This is a genomic window from Streptomyces nanhaiensis (genome assembly GCF_046614825.1).
Classification (GTDB): Bacteria; Actinomycetota; Actinomycetes; order Streptomycetales; family Streptomycetaceae; genus Streptomyces; species Streptomyces radiopugnans.
Genome location: NZ_JBKJFM010000311.1, coordinates 1 through 2389 on the forward strand (window position 1 = coordinate 1; position 2389 = coordinate 2389).

2 protein-coding genes and 1 pseudogene are annotated in these 2389 nt (G+C 73.3%); 2 read left to right on the forward strand and 1 reads right to left on the reverse strand.

The annotated features are described in order from the left end of the window. The coding region (locus tag ACLIYP_RS30180) for an ACT domain-containing protein (protein WP_412716258.1) at positions 1-306 on the forward strand (306 nt) is incomplete at its 5' end. 76 nt (positions 307-382) lie between these two features. Then, positions 383-1942: a signal recognition particle protein gene (gene ffh / locus ACLIYP_RS30185; RefSeq protein WP_412716259.1), complete on the forward strand. Its 1560-nt coding sequence runs from the start codon at positions 383-385 to the stop codon at positions 1940-1942. A 138-nt stretch (positions 1943-2080) separates the two neighbouring features. Here ffh and ACLIYP_RS30190 read toward each other — a convergent pair. Beyond that, positions 2081-2389, reverse strand: a pseudogene (locus tag ACLIYP_RS30190) (SAM-dependent methyltransferase); the annotation flags it as partial.

Below are 2389 nucleotides of genomic sequence, written 5' to 3' on the forward strand. Positions count from 1 at the left end.
CGGGCCCACCTGGGCCGCGACCGCCGGCGCGGAGCCGGGGCCCCGCCGCCGAAGGTGACCGTCGCCCCGGCCGGGTCACGGCTGGCGACGGTCATCGAGGTGCGCGCCCAGGACGCCCCGGGGCTGCTGTACCGCATCGGACGGGCCCTGGAGGACGCCGGCGTCACCGTGCGCAGCGCCCGCGTCGGCACCCTGGGCGCCAACGCGGTGGACGCCTTCTACGTCACCGGACCCGACGGCGCCCCGCTGCCGCCGGGCGAGGCCGCCCGCCTCGCGGCGGAACTGGAGCGGGCCCTGGGCGGCTGACCGGACCGCGGGCGGGCGGATACTCTTGGAGGTCGACCGCCGACACCGCCACCAACGCGAAGGATCCGCGACCGACGTGTTCGACACTCTCTCCGATCGCCTCACAGCGACGTTCAAGAACCTCAGGGGCAAGGGCCGTCTGAGCGAGGCGGACATCGACGCCACGGCGCGCGAGATCCGTATCGCCCTGCTGGAGGCGGATGTCGCACTGCCCGTGGTGCGGGCCTTCATCAAGCAGGTCAAGGAGCGCGCCCTCGGCGCCGAGGTCTCCAAGGCCCTGAACCCGGCCCAGCAGGTCATCAAGATCGTCAACGAGGAGCTGATCGGCATCCTCGGGGGCGAGACCCGCCGTCTGCGGTTCGCCAAGAACCCGCCGACGGTGATCATGCTCGCCGGTCTGCAGGGCGCGGGCAAGACCACGCTCGCGGGCAAGCTGGGCCGCTGGCTCAAGGCACAGGGCCACACCCCGCTGCTGGTCGCCTGCGACCTGCAGCGCCCCAACGCCGTCAACCAGCTCACCGTCGTCGCCGAGCGCGCGGGCGTGGGCATCTACGCGCCCGAGCCGGGCAACGGCGTCGGCGACCCGGTGAAGGTCGCCGAGGACTCCATCGAGTACGCCCGCGCCAAGCAGTACGACGTCGTCGTCGTCGACACCGCCGGCCGCCTGGGCATCGACGCCGAGATGATGCGGCAGGCCGCCGACATCCGCGACGCCGTACGCCCCGACGAGACCCTCTTCGTCGTCGACGCCATGATCGGCCAGGACGCGGTCAACACCGCCGAGGCGTTCCGCGACGGCGTCGGCTTCGACGGCGTGGTGCTCTCCAAGCTCGACGGCGACGCCCGCGGCGGCGCGGCCCTGTCGATCGCGCACGTCACCGGCCGCCAGATCATGTTCGCCTCCAACGGCGAGAAGCTGGACGACTTCGACGCGTTCCACCCGGACCGCATGGCGTCCCGAATCCTGGGCATGGGCGACGTCCTCAGCCTCATCGAGAAGGCCGAGCAGACCTTCAGCCGGCAAGAGGCCGAGCAGATGGCCGCCAAGCTGGCCAAGGGTCCCAAGGAGTTCACCCTCGACGACTTCCTGGCCCAGATGGAGCAGGTCCGCAAGATGGGCTCCATCTCCAAGCTGCTGGGGATGATGCCCGGCATGGGGCAGATCCGGGAGCAGATCAACGACATCGACGAGCGCGACGTGGACCGCACCGCCGCGATCATCAAGTCGATGACCCCGGCCGAGCGCACCGACCCCACGATCATCAACGGTTCGCGGCGGGCCCGCATCGCCCGCGGCTCCGGCGTGGACGTCAGCGCGGTGAAGAACCTCGTGGAGCGCTTCTTCGAGGCCCGCAAGATGATGTCCCGCATGGCCCAGGGCGGCGGCATGCCGGGGATGCCCGGGATGCCGGGCATGCCGGGGATGGGAGGCGGTGCCCGGAAGAAGGGCAAGCAGCCGAAGAAGGCCAGGGGCAAGCAGCGCTCGGGCAACCCGATGAAGCGCAAGGCCGAGGAGCAGGCCGTGGCCGAGCGCCGCGCCGCGGGCCAGGGCGGCGCCTTCGGGCTGCCCGGCGGCCAGGGGCCGGAGGACTTCGAGCTGCCCCAGGAGTTCAAGGACATGCTCCCGCCCAAGTGACCGGCCGGTGACGCGGGCCGCCCGTACGGCCGGGCGGGCCGGGTGGGCGGCCCGCGCGGAGGGGCGGCGCCGGGACGGCGAAAGGCCCCGGCGCCGCCCCTCCGCGCGTTCGCCGCCCGCCCGCGGCCGGCGGCACCCTCAGGTCATGGCGACCACGTAGCGGAACAGGTTCTGCATCCACACGGTGCCGTCCGGCCGTACGTGCGGGCGCAGCGCCTCGGCCAGTTCCTTGGCGACCTGCTCCTCGTCCGTCGCCCGGACGGCCGCGTCGTACAGACCGGTCGAGACCAGCCCGCGCACCGCGCTGTCCAGATCGGCGTAGCCGAAGGGGCACGCCACCCGGCCCGAGCCGTCGGGGCGCAGCCCGGCCCGCCGCGCCAGGTCCTCCAGGTCGTCCCGGCCGCCCGGCCGCCAGCACCGGCCCGCCGCGCGCTCCGGCTCGGCCAA